A 20,996-nucleotide genomic window follows, 5' to 3' on the forward strand; every position below is an offset into this window, starting at 1 on the left:
AAAAGAGAGCGTTTATACTAGTATGAGAATTAGTAAAAATATCATTATTTCATAAGTTTATCCAAACTAGTATTGAAGGAGGGAAAGTGAAGTGGGAGTACATTACAATTGGAAACAATGGCTATGGAGTAGTTTTATCATTTGTATGTTAATTTTTTGCGTAAAAGTAAATCATGGAGATGCTGCTACTTTTAAAGATGTTCCTGAAAGCCATCCGTCAATATTCGAAATTGAATTTCTTGCGGATTCAGGAATTATTAAAGGTTATCAAGATCAAACCTTTAAACCTTCTAACAATGTTACAAATTCCCAAGTTGCATTAATGATTACAAGAGCATTAAATCTTAATGTAGAGAATCGACCAGCTCCAGGATTTCAAGATTTAGGAAAAATCGATGAAGTTACTTATAAGGCCATCGCAGCAGTCGTGGATGAAGGAATTTTTCCAAAAGGAGATACTTTTAGACCCTTTGAACCCATTACGCGCGGTGAAATGGCTCAAGTATTAGTTAATGCATTTCATTTAAAAGGTACAACAAACCAAGAGTTTAAAGATGTTTCCAAAAACCATACATTCTATCAAGCAATCAAAATATTAGCTGCAAATAACATTACAACGGGATTCGAAGATGGCACTTTTAAGCCTTCTCAACCTCTTACTCGCGCTCACTTTTCCACTTTTATGTCTCGGATTATTGAACCTGATTTTATTCCTGTTTCAAGTGGATTTGGGTACAATAAACAGTACCAGTACATATATGAATTAAATGAGGGCTATACCGCTCGAGAATATTTTTCGTATCTTTCATCTGACGAACTAGGGGATTGGTGGCAAGTTTCCGACGAAAACAATCAATACATCCATTATGTAAATCGCATCGATAAAAAAGGCTTCACTTTTACTGGTTACTTAGAAAATGAAGAAATTATCACAGATTTTCATATTCCGTATCCAGTAAAACGTGGAACGAGTTGGTCTTATTCATTTAAGGATGAGTATCAACCAGTAACGTATGTCGTAACCAGCATGTCGGAAAAAATCACAACACCTGCTGGAACCTTTCATCCTGTAATGGAAATTGTTAGTTCCGATGGTTACCAATATTATTATTCGAAAGAATTAGGCCACATTTGTACGAAAGATTTGCAAACAAATGCGATTGTTTATCAATTAATTGATTTAAAGAAACGGTCTTCTAAATAAAATATTCCTTCATGTAAAAAGGCAATCCAGCGCCTCCTGGATTGCCTTGTATCTTTTATTTATACCGATGCTTCATTCCACCTAGAAATCCACATCGAGTGAAAACATGTTAATCTGCATAGTAGTAGAGATAAAAGTTTCCCCTGCCGCTTGCGCTTTCGGGGCAGAGCTACAACATATTTTCTTCTGTTCTTTTTATGCTAATAGAGATAATAGCACTGCTTTTTGGGCATGGAGTCGGTTTTCTGCTTGCCCCTGCCGCTTGCGCTTTCGGGGCAGAGCTATGCATATTCTCTTCTATTTTCATTATGCTAAAAGAGATAACAATACTGCTTTTTATGCATGTAATCGGTTTTCTGCTTGCCCCTGCCGCTTGCGCTTTCGGGGCAGAGCTATAGCATATTCTCTTCTATTTTCATTATGCTAAAAGAGATAACAATACTGCTTTTTGTGCGTGTAATCGGTTTTCTGCTTGCCCCTGCCGCTTGCGCTTTCGGGGCAGAGCTACAACATATTTTCTTCTGTTCTTTTTATGCTAATAGAGATAATAGCACTGCTTTTTGGGCATGGAGTCGGTTTTCTGCTTGCCCCTGCCGCTTGCGCTTTCGGGGCAGAGCTATGCATATTCTCTTCTATTTTCATTATGCTAAAAGAGATAACAATACTGCTTTTTGTGCATGTAATCGGTTTTCTGCTTGCTCGAAGACGTATGAATTTGGTCCATCGATCACTGATGTTGCCACTTCTTCTTCGCGATGAGCTGGCAAACAATGTAAGAACATAAAGTCAGGTTTTGCATGAGCAACAAGTTCCTCATTGATTTGATAACCTTTAAAGTCTATTAATCTCTGAACCGCTTCCTCTTCCTGCCCCATACTAGTCCATACATCTGTATAGATTACATCTGCATCTTTCACAGCTTCAATTGGATCATTTGTTACGACAACCGTGCTGCCATTTTTCTCTGCAATCGCTTGAGCCTTCTTCATGATGATTTCATCTGGCTCATACCCTTTTGGAGTTGCAACCACAATATCCATTCCAACATGGGCAGCTGCAACTACCAGCGAATGGGCAACATTATTTCCATCGCCAACATAAGCTGTTTTTAAACCTTTTAATTTTCCTTTATTTTCAACGATTGTTTCAATATCGGCCAATGCTTGACATGGATGATAAAGATCCGTTAATCCATTAATCACAGGAATTGTAGAGTATTCAGCTAACTCCTCTACCATCTTGTGGGAATTTGCACGTATCATAATGCCATCTAAATACCCTGAAAGCACAAGGCCAGTATCAGAAATTGGTTCACCACGACCAAGTTGCATATCTCTTGCATTTAAGAAAATCGCTTTTCCACCCAATTGATGCATTCCTACTTCAAAGGAAATACGAGTACGAGTTGAATTCTTCTCAAAAATCATTCCGATTATTTTTCCATCTAATAGTTTTGGACATCTTCCGTTTTTCGTTACCTTTTTCATTTTTATTGCAAGACTAATTAGTTCTTGCACTTCTTCACTTGTATAATCAAGCAGCGTTAATAAATCTTTGCCCTTTAAACTAGAAACGGGCTTTAGCTGCACTTCTTCCAACAGTTTCATTGATTCTTACCGCTCCTTTAACGTTTGGTTGTATTCATTATACAATTGCATATTTATTAAATCAAGTGTATTTTTATTATATTTTAATCTTTTTATCAACCGAAGGTATATTCAATCAAAACGAATAAAAATTCAACGAAACTGGTTTATTTTTGATTTTAATTAATATTTATGCGCAAAAATTAAAACGACATCCATTCCATTCTATTCATAATAGTACATGTTATGCATAAAGATAACTTCAAGCGTTCTAAATGCCAATAAAAAAGAGAGGATGTTTAATCCTCTCAATCAAATTTAATTTTATTCACCGCATCCCAATCAAGCCGCTTTACAATTTCGACCATTAATTTTACTGCATTTTCAAAATCATCCCGATGCAAAATGGATGCATGGGAATGAATATAACGAGTAGCAACGCCAATGGAAAGGGTTGGTACGCCACTTCCAGTTAAATGAATAGAACCGCCATCCGTTCCACCACCAGGCATCGTTTCAAATTGATATGGAATCTTGTTCTCTTCTGCAACATCTATTACAAAATCCCGTAATCCTTTATGCGATACCATCGAAGCATCGTAAATAACGATTTGCGGCCCTGCTCCTAGCTTCGATGTCGATTCTTTTGCAGTAATCCCCGGCGTATCACCAGCAATTCCAACATCTACTGCAAAGCCAATATCCGGTTGGATTTTAAACGTGGACGTTTTCGCACCTCTTAAACCTACTTCTTCTTGTACATTGCCGACACCATACACGATATTTGGATGTTTTTCATTTTGTAATCGTTTCAACACTTCGATGGCAATGGCACAGCCAATTCGGTTATCCCAAGCTTTTGCGAGTAACAATTTTTCGTTTTTCATCACATTGAATTCAAAATAAGGGGTAATCATGTCACCAGGTCGTATTCCCCAGCTTTCCGCTTCCTCTTTTGAAGATGCACCAACATCGATAAACATGTCTTTTATATCTACAGTTTTCTTTCTTTGTTCTTGAGGCAGGATATGTGGCGGTTTTGAACCGATTACGCCAATGATTTCTTCTCCTGAACGAGTTGTAATCGTTACCCGCTGAGAAAGCATAACATGAGCCCACCAGCCGCCTACAGTTTGAAATTTAATAAACCCCTTTTCATCAATTTGAGACACCATGAAGCCGACTTCATCTAGGTGACCGGCAATCATAATTTTTGGGCCTTTTTCATCGCCACATTTTTCAGCAATTAAGCTTCCTAAATTGTCATACTCAATCTTATCAGCAAACGGTTCGATATATTTTTTCATTACTGCTCTCGGCGCTTTTTCATTTCCTGGGATGCCGTTTGCATCAGTCAAATCTTTCAACATTTGCAGAGTTTGATCCAAATTCATTATGAATATCCTCCTTAATATCCATTGCGTTGCCGCTCGTAATTTTTCTCGTTTTTAGCAATGTATGCTTGGATAATATCATCCAATGTGAAACCTAAATTATAGGCAAGCACTCCATAATATTTCCACACTTGCAAGTAATTATCCTCTGTCGGATTATGAATAAATGATAATATTACATCTTGTGTTTGTAAAAACCACGTCGTTAAGTTTTCCTTTTTCTTAATTTCCGGCCAAGCATCTAATCGATAGCCTTTCTCATTTCCTAATGAGAGCAGAAAATGAATAGAATCTACAAATTCCTCTAATATCACTTCTCGTTCAGAAGGTCCTTTCGTGCTCCAAAATTTAAAACAGCGAGTTTCATTTGCTAACTCTGCTAGTTCAATTGTTAGCGCCAATCCTTTTTCTAAAAACACATCACGGTTGATTTGCTGATTTTTTTGAATAAATGAATCCAGTTGTGCTTGCATATTAAAAAGTTCTTTAAATTCCATTAATTTTATCCCTCATTTTCTATAAAAAATGAAACTATATATCTATCCTAATCGTATAGGATATGATACCTTTTATACAAGGGGGAACTTTTATGGGTTTTCTTTTGCGCATTATAGTTATTGTCCTCATTATCTATTTATTTTATAAAGCTGTTCGCTACTTAACAGATCCAAAAAGGAAATTAGATGAAGCCTATGAAAAGGGGCAATATTATTTTTATGACGATGTAAAAAATGTACGAAAAAACTTCTTTATTTCTTATAAAGGGGCATTATTTGAAGGTGAAAAATATTTAGGGACAACCGAAGATGCCTTTGAAGTTGTTTCGATTTTCGTCTGGGTGCATGATCCAATGAAACTTCACGGTATGACGAAAGATGATTTCAAATTTTTAGAGAAGGAAATTTTAATGAATTATCCTAAAGCGAAAATCAATTGGAAAAATCCTATTGAAAAATTGATGAAAGAAGAATAATAATCATCCTCTAAATAATGTTTTAATTGTTCGTTGATGGACAGGGGGCTTGTCCAAATAATATTAGTAAACTCTCTGTTGAGTGAATCATTTGAAAAATAAGCGGCTTGAGCCCTAAATCTTTATGGGCTTAAGCCGTTTAATTCTTTAAAGAGCGAAGTGGATCATCACAACATACTCCATCAAATTAGAATGAACGATTTATATACATGATTAATATAATCTGTATTGCAGACAAAAATGGCAATCCAAATGCAAATACTGAGTGTTTCGTTTTATGGCGGAATAGATACATCCCGATTAGCCCACCACAGGCACCTCCGATGATTGCAACGAACAATAATGTTCTTTCTGAAATACGCCACTTCTTTTTTCTCGCTTTTGATTTATCAATCCCCATCAATGTAAAACAAATCGCTGATAGAATCATCATGTAAACAATAAGAATTTCATTCATATGCGCTTCTCCTAAAAGAAAAAGACTGATAGGATGTCCTACCAGCCTTTAAAGTTGTTGTTTAAATTCGTGAAAAAATGAGTCAATTTCTTATTTCGCAATTGCTTTTTTCGCTTCTTCAGCAAGTTGAGCAAACGCTTGTGCATCGTTTACTGCCAAGTCAGCTAACATTTTGCGGTTTACTTCGATACCAGCTTGTTTTAAACCGTACATTAAACGGCTGTAAGAAAGGCCGTTTTGACGAGCAGCTGCGTTGATACGAGTAATCCATAATTTGCGGAAATCGCGTTTTTTCTGACGGCGGTCACGGTATGCGTATAAACCAGATTTCATTACCGCTTGATTTGCTGTTCTATATAAAGTGTGTTTTGAACCGAAATAACCTTTAGCTAATTTTAATACTTTTTTACGACGTTTGCGCGTTACTGTTCCACCTTTTACGCGTGGCATATTAATTACCTCCTGCTATTCTCTCGAAAATTAAATTTTTATATAACGTTCAATTATTTTTTGTACGCAAGTAAAGTTTTAATGCGTTGGTAGTCACCTGCAGTCATCACTTTAGCTTTACGCAGTTGACGTTTTTGTTTTGTCGTTTTATTTGCAGCTAAGTGGCTACCGTAAGCACGGTCAAATTTAAATTTACCTGTACCCGTTCTTTTGAAACGCTTAGCAGCGCCACGATGAGTTTTCATTTTTGGCATAGTATTTCCTCCTAAACCTTATTTCGTAATCATTATTTTTCATTTTTTGGTGCAAGTACTAAAAACATGCTTCGGCCTTCTAATTTTGGCTTTTGTTCTACTGTTGCATATTCTGCACATTCTTCAGCAAAACGATCTAATACCCGCTGACCAATATCTGTATGCGTAATTGCGCGACCTTTGAAACGCAACGTACATTTTACTTTATCTCCTTTTTGAAGGAACTTGATTGCGTTTCGAAGTTTTGTGTGGAAGTCATGCTCATCAATTGTTGGGCTTAAACGTACCTCTTTCATGTGGATGACTTTTTGATTTTTGCGAATCTCGCGCTCTTTCTTTTGCTGCTCAAATTTAAACTTGCCATAGTCCATAATACGAGCGACAGGTGGCTTCGCTTGTGGTGCTACTAGGACAAGATCCAAGTTTACACGAGCAGCCATTTCTAACGCTTCATTACGGGATTTAATTCCTAATTGTTCACCGTTTTGATCAATTACACGAAGTTCACGTGCACGTATCCCTTCGTTGACGTACATGTCTTTGCTAATAAAAATCCACCTCCAAGGTTGTGTCGCGAATACACGGTTTGGAAACATCCCTGGTTGAACGTCGCTGTTGATTCTGTTATGTCCATAAAAAAAGACGGACATTTCAGAAGATGTCCGCCCGCCGAAAAATACGCAAAAAGAGCGTATTCATTTTTCATTTATTCCAAACCTGCCAACTGCTTGAAGCGTCGAAACAGGTGAGAAGCGGGCAGCCTCTACTTTCAACCACAAACTTGTATTCTTAACCTTTGTTATCGTAACATTCATATTTTAGAATGTCAAGTTTTTTATCAATACATTCCTTTGAAAGAAAAAATAGAAAACTTTAAAATCCAAAATTCTTTAACGAATACTAGCTATCGTGCAATGATTAGAATTATAAACTAAAGCATTTTAAAAAATCAAGATGCCCTTTGCTAAGCTCCGGGCATCTTCCACACTAATCAAAAATACAAATCATCTTTGTATCCCGTTTACACTCTTGCGTCCTTTTTGATATCTTCAAGGAATTGTTCGAATGGAACTGTTTCGGAATCTTTAGATCCATATCTGCGAATATTTACCGCATTCGCTTCCACTTCTTTATCTCCTAATACCAACATGTAAGGGATTTTCTTCATTTGTGCTTCACGGATTTTATATCCTAACTTTTCTTCACGAACATCCAATTCTACGCGAATACCAGCTTTACGAAGTGTTTCTTCCACTTGTTTTGCATAATCAAAATGCACTTCGTTTGATACAGGTATCACTACTGCTTGAACTGGTGCCAACCAAGTTGGGAACGCACCTTTATACTCTTCAATTAGGAATGCAACAAAGCGTTCCATTGTCGATACAATACCACGATGAATTACAACTGGACGATGTTTTTCTCCATCTTCTCCGATATATGTTAAATCAAAGCGCTCTGGTTGCAAGAAGTCAAGTTGCACAGTTGATAATGTTTCTTCTTTACCAATAGCAGTTTTTACTTGTACATCCAATTTAGGACCATAGAATGCCGCTTCGCCTTCCGCTTCAAAATATTCAAGGCCTAGGTCATCCATTGCTTCTTTTAACATGCTTTGAGCACGTTCCCACATTTCATCGTCGTCATAATACTTTTCTGTATCTTCTGGATCACGGTAAGATAAGCGGAAACGATAATCTTTAATATCGAAATCTTTATAAACATCTAAAATTAAGTTAACTACTCGTTTAAACTCATCTTTAATTTGGTCTGGACGAACGAAGATATGGGCATCATTCAACGTCATTCCGCGCACACGTTGTAATCCAGATAAACCACCAGATGCTTCATAACGGTGCATCATACCAAGTTCGGCAATTCGAATCGGCAACTCGCGGTAAGAGTGCATGCTGTTCTTGTACACCATCATATGGTGTGGACAGTTCATTGGACGAAGCACAAGTGTTTCGTTATCCATTTCCATTGGAGGGAACATATCTTCAGAATAGTGATGCCAATGTCCAGATGTTTCATATAAACTTTTAGAACCTAGCACTGGAGTATATACATGCTGATAACCAAGACTGATTTCTTTATCAACAATATAGCGTTCGATGATGCGACGAATTGTTGCACCATTTGGCAACCAAATTGGTAACCCTTGCCCTACAGTTTGAGATAAAGTAAATAGCTCAAGTTCCTTACCAATTTTACGGTGATCTCGTTCTCTTGCCTCTTCAAGCATTTGTAAGTGTTGTTTTAAATCTTCTTTATTGAAGAATGCTGTGCCGTAAATACGTTGAAGCATTTTGTTGTTAGAATCACCACGCCAATATGCTCCAGCTAAAGAAAGCAATTTAAACTCTTTTAATTTGCCTGTAGATGGAACGTGCACTCCACGGCAAAGATCGAAAAATTCCCCTTGATAGTATATAGAGACTTGTTCCCCTTCTGGAATCGCATCAAGTAATTCCAATTTATATTCATCGCCGATTTCTTCATAAATTTTTCGCGCTTCTTCGCGAGTAACGTTTTTACGTACGATCTCAAGGTTTTCAGAAATGATTTTTTTCATTTCTTTTTCTATTTTTGGAAGATCATCTGCAGATATTGGTGTTGGTGAGTCGATATCGTAGTAAAACCCACCTTCAATTACAGGACCAATCCCAAGTTTCACACCAGGGAATAAACGTTTTACTGCTTGAGCTGTTAAATGAGCAGTAGAGTGGCGCAATATTTCTAATGCATCTTCATGTTCTGGTGTAATGATTTCAATTGCACCATCTTCCTCAATTGGTGTTTTTAAATCTAATAACTTACCATTGATTTTACCTGCTAACGCTTTTTTACGTAATCCTGGGCTGATGGAAGCTGCCACATCATCAGTAGAAGTTCCTTTAGGAAACTCCTTTACAGCACCGTCTGGAAATGTTAATTGAATCACTTCAGACATACTCAAATTCTCCTTTACTATATTTTTTGATGCAAAATTTTTAGCTATTCTGTATTCATAGAAATCAAAAATTAATAAAGCTAAACAGTTGAAACCTAAAATAAAAAAACGCCATCCCAATAAAGGGACGACGCGATCGCTCGTGGTTCCACCCTTCTTCCTTCCGAAATAAAATTTCAGACGAAGCTCTAGGTCGGTGTAACGTACCGAAAACGTTAGCGGATTGTTCCCCGCTAATGCTCCGAGGTAGTAAAGTGTTGCGTCGTACTAGGAAACTTCCAGCCTAGGTTTCCCTCTCTATAAGCCGTTTCACAAACTTCGTGTCCTCTTCACCGCAAAATATTTTTCATCATCATAATGAAAGTATACGCTTAGTTTTTTTGAAATGCAACTATCGAAATAGACAAAGCTTTTTAAAGTCTCCTATTTCTTCCCATCATTCGAATAGGAAACGTCACGGCTTTAATTCGCTCCATAATTCTTGCCGCTTTCACTACATCCATCTCACCACGAGAAGTTTCTGCTAGATGAATTTCCAATTGTTTATAATCTAAATTCGATGTAATAAAGGTTGGTAGCTGCTCACTCATTCGATAATGTAAAATGGATCCTAAGATTTCATCCCTCGCCCAGCTTGTTAATGATTCCGCACCAATATCATCGAGCATCAATACTGGAGCTTGTTTCACATAATCGACTTTCTCCTGAAGTGTTTGATCGTGGATGGAATTTTTTAATTCCCTTAAAAATTCAGGTACAAATACAAGAACTGACGGGACTTTTAAACTGGCGAGTTCGTTGGCAATCGCACCTAGTACAAAGGATTTCCCAACACCAAACTCTCCATACAAGTAAAAACCTTTTTTCGGTAATTCCCCTGAATTTTTGATATGAGCAACAAAATCAGCTGCATAATTAAGTATTTCAACCCGCGATTCATCATCAATCTCTAAATCTTTCAATGTTGCAGATAATACATCTTTTGGCATGTACATGCTTGAAATCATCGATTCAATTTCTCTGCGTTCATCCTCAATGATTTTTTGTTTGCATCGTTCATATTCAACATCTATGGAATTTTGAGCGATATACAGTTTTGGAACAAACCCTTTTAAATAATTAGTGCATTTTTCTGTCGAACCGCAGTTGCAACATTCGCTCGTTTGGCTAATATATTCATATAGCTTTGCTAAACTGCGTTCAACCATCTCTTTATTAACCACATCATCATGTTCTTTTAAAAATTTTTGAACGTTCGGATGTTCTAAAATTTGATTTCGGATGGCATTGTATCTTTCTTGAAAGGATGGAATTTGCACTTTATTTAAAGATTTTTTGATCGATTCGATGGTTGGTCACCTACCCGTCTACAACTCCAAGTTTTTGCAATATTTTTTTACGTTCTTCTTCAAAGTTAATTTTTTGTTTTGTGGACTGTTCTTCCTCTTTCCGAGGTTCGTTTCGTTTATAGAACCATTCTGGTATCTTTTCTTCCCTTATATTTCTGTATGGCTGTTTTCTATAGTTTAAATTAGAAGACTTTTTCTCTTCGTTTTCTTGTTTCCACTTATTATATTGATCCCGTTCTGTGCGAGCAAGTTCCATTGCTTCCTTCGCCGTTCGAACATTTTTCCTCATCCAATGGTCCGCAATTCGTTCAACATATTTGCGTGGCAATTTCATGTCTGTAGTTAGCATAACATATTCAAGCAATACATTGACAACTCCGACGGGCATGCCATGTTTCAATATTAAATCTTCTGCTATTTCGACAGAAGATGGCACTGGCTCTTTTCCGTTATTAATGTCTCTTAACACTTGAACGGGTGGGGTTGTTTCAAGGTAATCAATTAACTCTTGTTCTTTCGTTAAAGGCTGATTTTGTATTTCTTGCGGTTTCATTTCAAAAGTTTTTTCAAGTTTCGGCACTTCTTTAGAAATCGTTAATTTATAATAATCTGATGCAGCTTTTTTCAATCTATCTAACGAAATTCGCATTTCATCATCAATCGCTAAAATAACAACCTTCTGCATATCAAGTGGAGAGAATTGATAGAGGAAGGCTATCTTTGCAATCCATTCTTTTACTTCAATTGTAAATACACTGGTAGGAATCAATTGTTCCGATAACCCAGCTTGCAATAAAGCAAAATCAAATTGTTCATAATAGAATGGATAATTGCGATTTTTTGTTTCTAGGTTGGGTTCGATGAATTCTTGGGGAACATTCGTATGAATGGGTTTGTACACATCCATAAATGTTCTTGATACTTCTTTAAAAGAATCCATGTTCATTCGCTTGATGAATCGTTTCCGAAGTTTACGGTATGCTTGTTCTCCAATTTTACTGAAAAGAAACATCGATAATAACGGATCTTGAAAAAATGTCTCTGCATCAAGAGGACGCACTAATTCATATAAAAAGAAACGATTTTCTCCTTCTTCTTTTCGATATGTTCTTAATAAACCGATTGCTTCTAATGAAATACGGGCTTGAAACACTTTACCAATCGGCATATCTAACACATTCATTAAATAATAATGATTTAAAGTTTCCCTATGAGCATCTTCACCTTCTGCCCATAAAGTTAAATATAGGCTAATAGGTTCCGGACCAGTAAGTGGCTGATAGAAAAGCGTTAATAGTTGTCGTTCATGGGAAGATAGAGAATGAGGGAGAATAATGTCAAAATGATCCTTCGGTTGAAGCTCTTTATACAAATGAACCAATTTTGCTTTCCCCCTATAACTACTTTTTTGGCTGTCGATTCAATAATTCTGTTAACTCTTGCATAAACACATTAATATCTTTGAATTGTCTGTAAACAGATGCAAAACGAACATAAGCCACTTCATCCACCTTTGCAAGCTCATCCATTACCATTTCTCCAACATCTACAGAACTTACTTCCGAATTTCCTAGTCTTCTTAATTCTTTTTCAATAGAAAAGACGATTTGTTCAAGTTGTTCTAATGATACTGGACGTTTTTCGCAAGCGCGAATTAGCCCTCTTAACACTTTTTCTCGGCTAAATTCTTCCCTGGACCCATCTTTTTTCACTACAATTAATGGCGTTTCTTCTATTTTTTCAAAAGTAGTGAATCGGAAACCGCAAGATTCGCATTCACGACGTCTACGTATCTCTTTATTATCATCAACGGGTCTGGAATCTATGACACGCGTTCCATTGTAATAACAACTTGGACATCTCATAAAAATTTCTCCCTGTCTAGTATATTTAACATTATTATATCAAATAACATAGGAAGTAACACTTTTCCTAGTACATAATCTCTAATGGAAGATGATAGGTTTTCATTTTAATATACTTCCAACCAAAAATCGAGGTTATTTATAATGAATTTCATTAGAATGATTGGTAGCACTTTCAATGCATATTTTTCGGGAGTTTTGTATATAAATAGTAATGAAAGATTATTTTATCAAGTGATATTACATAACTACAGATTATATAAAAAAGTGTAGACAAAGTCGTTGTCAGACGATGTCTACACTTTATCAACTATTTATTATGCAGTTACCGCTTCAAGTGCTTTTACAACTTTTTTCGTTAAATCAATTACGCGTGCAGAGTAACCCCATTCATTATCGTACCAAGCCATTACTTTAACTTTTCTTGTACCCATTACCATTGTTAATTGTGCATCAATTGTAGATGAGTATGTTGTTGTATTGTAATCAACAGATACAAGTGGTTCTTCGCTATAGTTTAGGATACCTTTTAATGAACCTTCACTTGCTTTTCTGAAAGCTTCGTTCACTTGTTCAGCTGTTACATCTTGTTTTAAGTCGACTACTAAGTCTACTAATGAAACATTTGGAGTTGGTACACGAAGAGCTAAACCATGGATTTTTCCTTCCATTTCAGGAATTACTTTACTTAATGCTTTTGCTGCACCAGTCGTAGTTGGAATAATGCTTTGACCACATGCACGAGCACGGCGTAAATCTTTATGCATGTTGTCTAGATTTTTTTGGTCATTTGTATATGCGTGAACTGTTGTCATTAAACCGTTTTCAATACCAAATTGTTCATGCAACACTTTTACAACCGGAGCTAAGCAGTTTGTTGTACAAGATGCATTTGAAATGATGTGGTGTTTTGACACGTCTAATACATCATCATTAACACCCATTACAATTGTTACGTCTTCGTTTTTACCTGGCGCTGTTAAAATTACTTTTTTTGCACCTGCTTCTAAATGAAGAGCTGCTTTTTCGCGATCATTGAATTTACCTGTTGCTTCGATAACTAAGTCTACTCCAAGTTCTTTCCACGGTAATTTTGCAGGATCGCGTTCAGCAATTAATTGAACACGTTTACCGTTGACGATTAAAGCATCTTCCTCATACTCTACAGTTCCATCAAAATGTCCATGAATTGTGTCATACTTAACCATATGTGCTAATGTTTTTGCAGGATAGCTAGCATTAACTGCCACTATATTTAAATCTTCTTGAACAATCGCTTGTCGGAACACCATGCGGCCAATTCGTCCAAAGCCGTTAATTGCAATAGAAACTGTCATTAATATAAGCCTCCCGTTTTACTTCAATTATGTTTACTATTTCTCAATTAGTATAGCACATTATTATAAAAGGTGTACCAATAATTCTAATAATAAAAAAGTTATTATTTTCAGAAAAATAAATGATTAAAGGGAAAAAGGTATTACTATGAGAAAATTGTTTAAAATTACCGCTTAAAGTCTAACATTTCCATCGATTGCTGTTTTCATTACGTAAATGAAATGGAAAAAATTCACTTCACACAATGTTTAGAAATCAATAATTTGATCATCAATCGATGTAAAGCTTATGAAAGAACTCCCCATTCTTTCAAAATATGCTCTAATTGTTTTCGCGTCTCTTCAATTGTTCCATTATTATTTATAACCGCATCGGCTCCTTGTTCCTTTACTGCTAATGGCAGCTGAGAACGAATGCGGGCTTTTGCATCTTCCGCAGTTAATTGATTTCTTTTCATTAATCTTTCCAATTGTACATCTTCCGATACCGTCACGACTAAAATTTTATCAACAAAATGTTGAAGTTTACTTTCAAATAATAATGGAATGTCCATAATGACGGTTTTTTCACCATTAGCGATATATTCATCCCGCTGTCGCAACATTTCTTTCCGAATAGCTGGATGAATAATGCCATTTAACGTTTGACGTTTTTCTTCATCATTGAAGATAATGGATCCTAGCTTTTGCCTATTTAATTCTCCCGTCTCTGTTAGTACCTCTTCTCCAAAAGCTTCAACAATTCTCTTTAACGTTTCGCTGCCAGGCTCCACTACGAGACGAGCCACCACATCTGCATCAACTATTGGCAATCCATATTCTTTTAACATGTTGCTTACTGTACTTTTTCCACTTGCGATACTTCCAGTTAAACCAATAATCATATATAACACCCTTTTAACGTTGACATTTTGGACAATAAACGCTTGTTCTTCCTCCGATAATCATCGATTTCGTACTTGCATTACATGCTGGACAAACCTTTTTACCATACATTTTCAATCGATGCTGCATCCCGCCTGCTTCGCCATTGATATTGCGATAATCAGAGATTGTTGAGCCTCCCCTTTCAATACTTTCAAGTAAAACTTTCTGAATCTCTTCAAATAATGCGATTTTCCGCATTATACTGATTCGCCCAGCCTTTCTCGCAGGATGTATGCCTACTCGAAAAAGCGCTTCCGTTGCATAAATATTGCCGCAGCCGGAAATCACTTGTCCATCCATAATGACTTCCTTTATCGGTTTGTTTTTATATTTAGTAAGCTCACATTTTTCTAAAAAGTAGTTTAATGCCATTTCATCAAAAGGTTCAGGAGCCATTTGTAAAAGAGGTGGGTGCTCATCAATTGTATTTAGCAATCTCAATTCGCCAAATCTACGAATATCTGAAAATATGAGCAATTCACCAGTAGATAGTTGAAATGTGGCATGAATATGATTTCGAAACTTTTCTTCTAAAATTTCATTTTCGTTCTCAACAATAAACCAAGCACCAGTCATTCCTAAATGATTAACGAAAAGATATGGTGTATTATTTTTTTCTAAATCAATAAAGATATATTTGGCGCGGCGAAGCACCTTTTTGATTGTCATGCCGCGCATCTGTTCTTCAAATTCCCTTGGCTCCATATTTTTCACTATGCATTGTTTTCCTTGTTGATGAGCATCACAAACCGTTTTAGATAGGGCAACTTCTAAAATTGTCTTACCTTCTATTTTCGGGGATAGTGCCCGAACAACCCCTTCCACTTCTGGTAATTCAGGCATGTCTTCACTTCCTTATTATTTTGCATCGTACCATGTTTCACCATAAGAGATGTCCACTTTTAATGGCACATCAAGTAAAATGGCACTTTCCATCACTTCTGGTACAATTTTTTCTAACTTTTCAATTTCTTCTTTCGGCGCTTCAAAAATCAATTCGTCATGTACTTGCAAAAGCAGTTTCGCTTGTAACCCTTCTGCTTTCAATCTTGCGTCAATATCTAGCATCGCCTTTTTAATGATATCTGCCGCACTTCCTTGAATTGGCGTATTCATTGCTGTGCGCTCTGCAAAACTTCTTAAATTAAAGTTTTTGCTCGTAATATCAGGTAAATAACGTCGGCGGTTTAAGATCGTTGTTACATAACCTTTCAATTTTGCTTCTTGCACGATGTTATCCATATATTCTTTTACCCCTGGAAAACTTTCAAAATACTTTTCGATAAATTCTCCAGCTTCTTTTCTTGAAATATCGAGGTTTTGGGATAGTCCATAATCGCTGATTCCATAAATAATTCCGAAGTTAACCGCTTTTGCCGCTCTTCGCATATTAGAAGTAACGTCGTCTTGGGATACATGAAATACTTCCATTGCTGTTCGTGTGTGAATATCCATCCCTTGATTGAAAGCTTCCACTAAATTTTTATCCTTCGACATATGTGCAAGCACGCGCAATTCAATTTGTGAGTAATCGGCGCTAAATAGCAGCCATCCATCATGGGAAGGTACGAATGCTTTCCGTATTTTTCTTCCCTCTTCTAAACGAATCGGTATGTTTTGCAAGTTCGGATCTGTAGAAGAAAGCCTTCCTGTTGATGTTAATGCTTGCATAAAACGAGTATGAACTTTGCTGTCTTTTGGATGAACTTCTTTGATTAATCCTTCAATATAAGTGGATTGTAATTTCGCAAGAGTTCTATATTCTAAAATCAACTGAACAATTTGATGTTCCGACTTTAGTTTTTCAAGTACATCCGCTGCCGTGGAGTAACCTGTTTTCGTTTTCTTTATGACCGGCAATCCTAATTTTTCGAATAAAATTACTCCCAACTGCTTTGGTGAATTAATATTAAATGTTTCACCAGCCAACTCATAAATTTCTGTTTCAAGCTTCGCGATTTTATCTTCTAATTCTTGTCCCATAGTTTCAAGGGTAGAAATATTAACTTTAATTCCTTCGCTTTCCATCTTTCCTAAAATAACAGCCAAAGGTAATTCTAAATCATGGTACAAATCAAACTGTTCATTTTCTTTTAACTTATTTGATACCCGTTCCTTACAGCTCCAAATCGCAAATGCTTTTCGGCAAACATGTTCAGCAAGAACTTCTTCACTTGGTAATGCCCATTTTGCCCCTTTTCCGTAAACAGCTTCGTTGGAACGCACATCTGTATAGCCAAATTCCTTTGCCAATGTGGCTACATCATCACCTGAAATGGCAGGATTGACAATATAAGATGCAAGTAGCAAGTCGAATTCCACGCCTCGCAAATTGATGCCATGACGTTTTAATATACATTGCGCAGCTTTTAAATCCGACATATATTTTTTCTTCGTTTCATCTTCAAAGTAAGATTTTAGTCTTTCGCTCTTTTGCAAAACTTCTATGGGAACGAAAAAGGTATTTGAACCATCTGTAAAGCCAAAACCTAATATATTACATGTATGATAATGCTCATTTTCCAGCTCAACATGAACAGCCATCGTATCAGTAAAAAGATCTTCCGCAATTTCACGAACGATTTTAAATGAAAGGGCAGCTGTTTCTTTTTCTTCAATTTCAAAATCTGATTTTTCGATTAACGATTTAAATTGTAACTCTTTCCATACTTCAAGAACCGCTTCCTGATCTGGACCTGGATAATTTAAATCATTAAGAGAAATTTCAATTGGTGCATTTGTATTAATTGTCGCCAATTGTTTGCTCATTTTCGCTTGCTCTTCATTTGCGATAAGCTTTTCTTTCATTTTTGATTGTTTCATTTCATCGATTTGTTCATATAAATTTTCGATTGTTCCATATTCCTTTAACAATTTAATAGCCGTCTTTTCTCCAATGCCAGGAACTCCCGGAATATTATCAGATGCATCTCCCATAAGACCTTTCATATCGATAATTTGTATTGGAGATAGTCCATATTTTTCCTGAATATGTTCGGGTGTATATTGTTCAATATCTGTCATTCCTTTTCGAGTAACATAAACCTTTACTTTCTCTGTAGCGAGTTGTGTTAAGTCTTTATCACCCGAAACAATGACAACATCGATGTTTTCCTTTTCCGCTTGTCGAGCTAGCGTACCAATGATGTCATCGGCTTCATACATTTCTAGTTCGTATCTTTTGATGCGATAAGCGTCAATTAACTTTTGTAAATACGGAAATTGTTCTGATAATTCCGGCGGCGTTTTTTGACGCCCGCCTTTATATTCTTCAAAAGTTTGATGGCGGAACGTCGTTTTTCCAGCATCAAATGCAACGAGCATCTTCGTCGGTTGTTCTTCTTCTAAAATTTTTTGAAGCATCGTTGTAAAGCCATAAACCGCATTTGTATGAATCCCATTATCATTCGATAATAGGGGTAATGCAAAAAATGCTCGGTAGGCTAAACTATTTCCATCTAGTAATAATAATTTCTCTTTCCCCACTCATTTGCACTCCTTCAACGTATAAATCATCTTCCATTACTTTTACACAGTTAATCCCATTATAAAACACGTATTTGCCGAAATACGACAAATACGTGTTTTTTTCTTAACTTTTTATTTAGTTTGCGATCATTCTAATTCGTTTGATTCATTTCTTCGAAATAAAATATTTCTTCATAAATAACTGTCATGATAAAGGCATTCAAGAAGGCAATCACAAGATAAAGGGGCATGCCACCTAATTCAGGCTCCATCCAAGAACGGAAAAATACTTCCACAATCCCTACTTGAGTAAAGTAAAAGATCATGCCAACTCCCACTTGCCAGATGGAGCGTTTATTATCACGATTGTTAAAACGGAACACTTTCTTAAAACTATTTCGAACATCTTCGGCAATAATGATAGAGAAGATGAAGATAATGATAAATAAAACGGGGATATGAAATAATTTAATTTTTAAAAAAGCGTAAGGTGTTGAAAAATATAATGCTGTCATACTGCATGCCATTATTACAGCAAGCAATGTGTTTTGAATCCATTTATTTAAACGGTACATCCTTTCGCCTCAATTCTATTATTACTGTATAGTATTATATAATGAGGCTAATAGGTTGATAAAGTTGTAATTATTGCTAATACACTCAAAGGAATAAAATTTCCCTAATCCATTATTCATTTAATCCATTTACTAACTCATTATTTTCAATGTAGCCCGATAATATTTTGGCGTAAGGTGAATCTGAAGGAATAATAATAACCGTATCATCACCAATCGTTTTCTTATAAGTTTCTAATGTCCGATACAATTGATAAAATTCCGGATCTTTTGAGAAAGCTTCGTTATAGATTCTTGCAGCTTCTGCTTCCCCTTCAGCGATAATCAAAGCAGCTTCTTTTTTGGCTGTCGAAATCATTTCTTGCACTTGTCGATCGGTATTTGCCACTATACGATTTTTTTCTGCATCCCCTTCAGATAAATACTTTTGAGCGATTGATTCTCGATCAGAAATCATTCGTTTATAAACAGATTCTTCGTTTTCCTCTGGTAAGTCAGTACGGCGAATGCGAACGTCTACAACTTCTATTCCATAATTGTCCGTTTGCAATAATTCATTTACTTTCGTTGTAATTTTTTCTGAGAGGCTGCCCCGATCAGAATTTTCATCATTAATAATATCATCGTAATTGATTTGTCCAAGTTCCGTGCGCAACACCGAATAAATGAACTCTTCCATACGCGCTTCTGCATTGACTAAGGATCTCGCATTCGTAATTAAAGATTTTGGATCTGTCACACGCCAAACCGCATAGTTGTCAATAATGATTCGTTTTTTATCCAACGTATTGATTTCTTCTTCAGACATGTTATGGATCATTAAGTTTTTCGGTAATGTAGTGACACTTTGAATAAATGGAATTTTCATATAAAGTCCCGGCTGATCTTGATATTTAATGACTTCACCAAATTGGCGAACGACTTTATATTCATTCTCTTTCACAATATATAAATTTGCTAATAAAATTGCAATGACGGCTACTATTATGGTAAGTATGATTGCTAGCTTTCCATATTTTTTCGGATTGAATGATGGCTTTTTATTAATGATTTCAACATTTGGAATATGGTTCGCTTCTTTATTTTTCTTTTCCTTATTTTTCTTTCCAAAAAGGTTGCGGATGAACTTTTCTAAATCCCCGTCATAGTAATTGTTGCTCATTGACTACCGCCTCCTTCTTTACGCTCTTTTTCTGTATTTTGTTGTACAGTTTGAGGTTGTAGCGGCAAATATTTTAATGTTTCTCCGTTATCGTTCATAATGTAAATTTGCGCACCCGGTAATACTTCCTCTAATGTTTCTAACACAAGTCGTTGGCGTGTAATTTCTCGGTTTCCAACATATGCATTATAAAGTTTATTGAAAAGGGCTACGTCCCCTTCCGCCTGTTGAATACGTGCTATTTTTTCCCCTTCTGCACGGGAAATGATTGCATCTTTTTCCCCTTGAGCTTCGCTAATTTTTTGGTTTTCATATTTTTTTGCTTCGTTAATTTTAGTATTTTTCGTTTCGCGGGCATCCGTTACAGCTGTGAAGGCAGCACGAACCTCCGCATTTGGCAATTCGACGTCTTGTAGTTTCACTGCCAAGATCGTCACGCCGATATCGTAATCTTCCATGACAGATACCAGTAAGTCCCTTGTTTTTTGCTCGATATCTGCTCGTCCATCCGTCAATGCTTCATCAATTGTTGAGCTTCCAATAATGGAACGAATCGCACTTGAAGTAGCATGATGTAGAAGCTGTTTAGGGTCTTCGGATTGGAATAAATACTTCACTGGATCAGAAATCTTATATTGTACAACTAAATCGGTGAGTACAATATTTTCATCCCCAGTAATCATTTTCGTTTCGCTATCTTTCGTTACTATTTCTCCATCTTTTGTCGTCTTATAACCGAACTGTAAACTATATGTTTCTTTCGAAAGAATTTCTACTTTTTGTACTGGCCATGGCAATTTAAAATGCAAACCGGCATCTGTAATGGTTTCTGTTGCTTGTCCAAACGTGATAACAACGGCTTGCTCCGATTCATCGACCGTATACCAAGTAGTAAATATCGCAATAATACCTATAATTGAAATAATTGCTAACCCTGTTGTAAGCAACGCTCTTTTTACACTCATAACCTCTCCCTCTCTTTCTTTTCTAAAATTACATTAGCTAATTTACGTAACATTTACAAATAAAGTTTCACAGAAAT

20 protein-coding genes and 1 other annotated feature are annotated in these 20,996 nt (G+C 36.2%); of the genes, 2 read left to right on the top strand and 18 right to left on the bottom strand.

All coding sequences use genetic code 11. From position 1 onward, the window contains the following. Positions 1 to 91: 91 nt before the first annotated feature. A complete protein-coding gene (locus UtA1_RS13010) occupies positions 92 to 1,204 on the top strand; it encodes an S-layer homology domain-containing protein (RefSeq protein WP_096551467.1) in 1,113 nt (370 codons plus the stop codon). 641 nt (positions 1,205 to 1,845) lie between these two features. Here the strand turns inward: UtA1_RS13010 and argF are convergent. The 3 genes from argF to UtA1_RS13025 form a co-directional block, all read right to left on the bottom strand. Then, complete coding sequence (gene argF, locus UtA1_RS13015) at positions 1,846 to 2,811, bottom strand: ornithine carbamoyltransferase (protein WP_096551471.1); 966 nt, start codon at positions 2,809 to 2,811, stop codon at positions 1,846 to 1,848. 287 nt (positions 2,812 to 3,098) lie between these two features. Further along, entirely contained in the window at positions 3,099 to 4,187 is a 1,089-nt protein-coding gene (locus tag UtA1_RS13020) for a M42 family metallopeptidase (RefSeq protein WP_026018973.1), read from the bottom strand. Between the two features lie 11 nt (positions 4,188 to 4,198). Continuing rightward, positions 4,199 to 4,681, bottom strand: coding sequence for a dUTP diphosphatase (locus UtA1_RS13025; protein WP_096551473.1), 483 nt, complete (start codon positions 4,679 to 4,681; stop codon positions 4,199 to 4,201). 92 nt (positions 4,682 to 4,773) lie between these two features. Between UtA1_RS13025 and UtA1_RS13030 the strand changes: the two genes are divergently transcribed. Next, positions 4,774 to 5,157: a hypothetical protein gene (locus UtA1_RS13030; protein ID WP_016837151.1), complete on the top strand. Its 384-nt coding sequence runs from the start codon at positions 4,774 to 4,776 to the stop codon at positions 5,155 to 5,157. Positions 5,158 to 5,344: 187 nt separating this feature from the next. Here the strand turns inward: UtA1_RS13030 and UtA1_RS13035 are convergent, their stop codons facing one another. The 15 genes from UtA1_RS13035 to hflK all read right to left on the bottom strand — a co-directional run bounded on the left by UtA1_RS13035 (position 5,345) and on the right by hflK (position 20,919). Further along, on the bottom strand, positions 5,345 to 5,614 hold the full coding sequence (locus UtA1_RS13035; RefSeq protein WP_016837150.1) for a DUF1294 domain-containing protein: 270 nt from the start codon (positions 5,612 to 5,614) through the stop codon (positions 5,345 to 5,347). 90 nt (positions 5,615 to 5,704) lie between these two features. Next, positions 5,705 to 6,064 carry a 50S ribosomal protein L20 gene (gene rplT, locus UtA1_RS13040; protein ID WP_016837149.1) on the bottom strand — a complete coding sequence of 120 codons (360 nt, stop codon included), beginning with the start codon at positions 6,062 to 6,064 and terminating at the stop codon, positions 5,705 to 5,707. A gap of 53 nt (positions 6,065 to 6,117) precedes the next feature. Next, complete coding sequence (gene rpmI / locus UtA1_RS13045) at positions 6,118 to 6,318, bottom strand: 50S ribosomal protein L35 (protein ID WP_096551475.1); 201 nt, start codon at positions 6,316 to 6,318, stop codon at positions 6,118 to 6,120. 32 nt (positions 6,319 to 6,350) lie between these two features. Further along, on the bottom strand, positions 6,351 to 6,854 hold the full coding sequence (infC, locus tag UtA1_RS13050; protein ID WP_126434571.1) for a translation initiation factor IF-3: 504 nt from the start codon (positions 6,852 to 6,854) through the stop codon (positions 6,351 to 6,353). 92 nt (positions 6,855 to 6,946) lie between these two features. Next, positions 6,947 to 7,093 (bottom strand) — a sequence feature (ribosomal protein L20 leader region). A 246-nt stretch (positions 7,094 to 7,339) separates the two neighbouring features. Beyond that, a complete protein-coding gene (thrS, locus tag UtA1_RS13055; protein ID WP_096551477.1) occupies positions 7,340 to 9,271 on the bottom strand; it encodes a threonine--tRNA ligase in 1,932 nt (643 codons plus the stop codon). 413 nt (positions 9,272 to 9,684) lie between these two features. Further along, positions 9,685 to 10,590 (bottom strand): primosomal protein DnaI, encoded by a 906-nt coding sequence (dnaI, locus tag UtA1_RS13060; RefSeq protein WP_232019846.1) that lies wholly within the window; start codon positions 10,588 to 10,590, stop codon positions 9,685 to 9,687. 40 nt (positions 10,591 to 10,630) lie between these two features. After that, the gene (locus UtA1_RS13065; protein ID WP_096551481.1) at positions 10,631 to 12,001 is read right to left on the bottom strand and encodes a replication initiation and membrane attachment family protein; all 1,371 of its coding nucleotides are present in this window, start codon (positions 11,999 to 12,001) and stop codon (positions 10,631 to 10,633) included. 19 nt (positions 12,002 to 12,020) lie between these two features. Further along, the gene (gene nrdR, locus UtA1_RS13070; RefSeq protein WP_016837143.1) at positions 12,021 to 12,485 is read right to left on the bottom strand and encodes a transcriptional regulator NrdR; all 465 of its coding nucleotides are present in this window, start codon (positions 12,483 to 12,485) and stop codon (positions 12,021 to 12,023) included. A 317-nt stretch (positions 12,486 to 12,802) separates the two neighbouring features. Next, positions 12,803 to 13,822: a glyceraldehyde-3-phosphate dehydrogenase gene (locus tag UtA1_RS13075; RefSeq protein WP_096551483.1), complete on the bottom strand. Its 1,020-nt coding sequence runs from the start codon at positions 13,820 to 13,822 to the stop codon at positions 12,803 to 12,805. A gap of 287 nt (positions 13,823 to 14,109) precedes the next feature. Continuing rightward, entirely contained in the window at positions 14,110 to 14,706 is a 597-nt protein-coding gene (coaE, locus tag UtA1_RS13080) for a dephospho-CoA kinase (protein ID WP_016837141.1), read from the bottom strand. A 13-nt stretch (positions 14,707 to 14,719) separates the two neighbouring features. Further along, positions 14,720 to 15,592, bottom strand: a complete 873-nt coding sequence (gene mutM / locus UtA1_RS13085) for a bifunctional DNA-formamidopyrimidine glycosylase/DNA-(apurinic or apyrimidinic site) lyase (protein ID WP_096551485.1) — start codon at positions 15,590 to 15,592, stop codon at positions 14,720 to 14,722. Positions 15,593 to 15,607: 15 nt separating this feature from the next. Next, a complete protein-coding gene (gene polA / locus UtA1_RS13090) occupies positions 15,608 to 18,235 on the bottom strand; it encodes a DNA polymerase I (RefSeq protein ID WP_096551487.1) in 2,628 nt (875 codons plus the stop codon). A 134-nt stretch (positions 18,236 to 18,369) separates the two neighbouring features. Next, on the bottom strand, positions 18,370 to 18,792 hold the full coding sequence (locus tag UtA1_RS13095; protein WP_096551489.1) for a DNA polymerase I: 423 nt from the start codon (positions 18,790 to 18,792) through the stop codon (positions 18,370 to 18,372). 112 nt (positions 18,793 to 18,904) lie between these two features. Then, positions 18,905 to 19,954, bottom strand: coding sequence for a protease modulator HflC (gene hflC / locus UtA1_RS13100; RefSeq protein ID WP_096551491.1), 1,050 nt, complete (start codon positions 19,952 to 19,954; stop codon positions 18,905 to 18,907). Continuing rightward, positions 19,951 to 20,919: an FtsH protease activity modulator HflK gene (gene hflK / locus UtA1_RS13105; RefSeq protein WP_016837136.1), complete on the bottom strand. Its 969-nt coding sequence runs from the start codon at positions 20,917 to 20,919 to the stop codon at positions 19,951 to 19,953. The genes hflC and hflK overlap by 4 nt, the downstream gene beginning before the upstream one ends. Positions 20,920 to 20,996: the final 77 nt, after the last annotated feature.

It is taken from the genome of Ureibacillus thermosphaericus (assembly GCF_002370195.2).
Lineage (GTDB): Bacteria > Bacillota > Bacilli > Bacillales_A > Planococcaceae > Ureibacillus > Ureibacillus thermosphaericus.

Bases quoted from the DNA above. Each gene is read 5' to 3' on its own strand.
- mutM (WP_096551485.1), bottom strand. From the start codon at position 15,592: ATGCCTGAATTACCAGAAGTGGAAGGGGTTGTTCGGGCACTATCCCCG.
- nrdR (WP_016837143.1), bottom strand. From the start codon at position 12,485: ATGAGATGTCCAAGTTGTTATTACAATGGAACGCGTGTCATAGATTCC.
- UtA1_RS13025 (WP_096551473.1), bottom strand. From the start codon at position 4,681: ATGGAATTTAAAGAACTTTTTAATATGCAAGCACAACTGGATTCATTT.
- thrS (WP_096551477.1), bottom strand. From the start codon at position 9,271: ATGTCTGAAGTGATTCAATTAACATTTCCAGACGGTGCTGTAAAGGAG.
- hflK (WP_016837136.1), bottom strand. From the start codon at position 20,919: ATGAGTGTAAAAAGAGCGTTGCTTACAACAGGGTTAGCAATTATTTCA.
- coaE (WP_016837141.1), bottom strand. From the start codon at position 14,706: ATGATTATTGGTTTAACTGGAAGTATCGCAAGTGGAAAAAGTACAGTA.
- UtA1_RS13095 (WP_096551489.1), bottom strand. From the start codon at position 18,792: ATGTACCGTTTAAATAAATGGATTCAAAACACATTGCTTGCTGTAATA.
- UtA1_RS13075 (WP_096551483.1), bottom strand. From the start codon at position 13,822: ATGACAGTTTCTATTGCAATTAACGGCTTTGGACGAATTGGCCGCATG.
- rpmI (WP_096551475.1), bottom strand. From the start codon at position 6,318: ATGCCAAAAATGAAAACTCATCGTGGCGCTGCTAAGCGTTTCAAAAGA.
- rplT (WP_016837149.1), bottom strand. From the start codon at position 6,064: ATGCCACGCGTAAAAGGTGGAACAGTAACGCGCAAACGTCGTAAAAAA.
- hflC (WP_096551491.1), bottom strand. From the start codon at position 19,954: ATGAGCAACAATTACTATGACGGGGATTTAGAAAAGTTCATCCGCAAC.
- argF (WP_096551471.1), bottom strand. From the start codon at position 2,811: ATGAAACTGTTGGAAGAAGTGCAGCTAAAGCCCGTTTCTAGTTTAAAG.
- UtA1_RS13030 (WP_016837151.1), top strand. From the start codon at position 4,774: ATGGGTTTTCTTTTGCGCATTATAGTTATTGTCCTCATTATCTATTTA.
- UtA1_RS13035 (WP_016837150.1), bottom strand. From the start codon at position 5,614: ATGAATGAAATTCTTATTGTTTACATGATGATTCTATCAGCGATTTGT.
- infC (WP_126434571.1), bottom strand. From the start codon at position 6,854: ATGTACGTCAACGAAGGGATACGTGCACGTGAACTTCGTGTAATTGAT.